The following is a 539-nucleotide window of genomic DNA, read 5'->3' on the forward strand; positions in this document are numbered from 1 at the left end:
AGGCGCGGCAGGTCGTCGGGCTCATCGATGATGACGGTATCGGGCGCGGGCGCGGCGCGCAACAGGCCAGCCTGCAAAAACTCGTGCAGCGCGGCCGGGGCCAGCCCGTAGCGGGCCGAGCACTCCTGAAACGTGAGGGTGAGAACGTGCATTTCCATAGCGGGCAAAACGAGGGGTTAGGCTTCCGGCCGCAGGGCGGCCAGCTGCTGAATCAATTCTTTTTCCTGGTCGGTGAGGTTTTGCGGCAGCGTCAGGTTCAGGCGCAGGTAGAGGTCGCCAAACTGGCCATCCTTCTTATACACCGGGAAGCCCTTACCGCGCAGGCGCAGGCGGGTGCCGTTGGCAGTTTCGGGCTTGAGCTTGATTTTGACGGGGCCGCTGAGCGTTTCCACGGTTTGCTCGCCGCCGAGCAGGGCTTTGTAGATGCTTACGGGCACGTCCTGCGTCAGGTCGTCGCCGGTGCGGGCGTAGCGGGCATCGGGCCGGATGCGGAAGGTGATGAGCAGCGCGCCGTTGGGGCCGCCGTTGCGGCCGGGGCC

1 protein-coding gene is annotated in these 539 nt (G+C 66.0%); it reads right to left on the reverse strand.

Features of this window, described 5'->3' with window-relative positions; all coding sequences use genetic code 11:
- Window positions 1-176 precede the first annotated feature (176 nt).
- Window positions 177-539: DnaJ C-terminal domain-containing protein (locus tag ACYVDE_RS25900; RefSeq protein WP_460504368.1), on the reverse strand; the 363-nt coding region annotated here is incomplete at its 5' end.

The organism is Hymenobacter agri, from assembly GCF_054778495.1.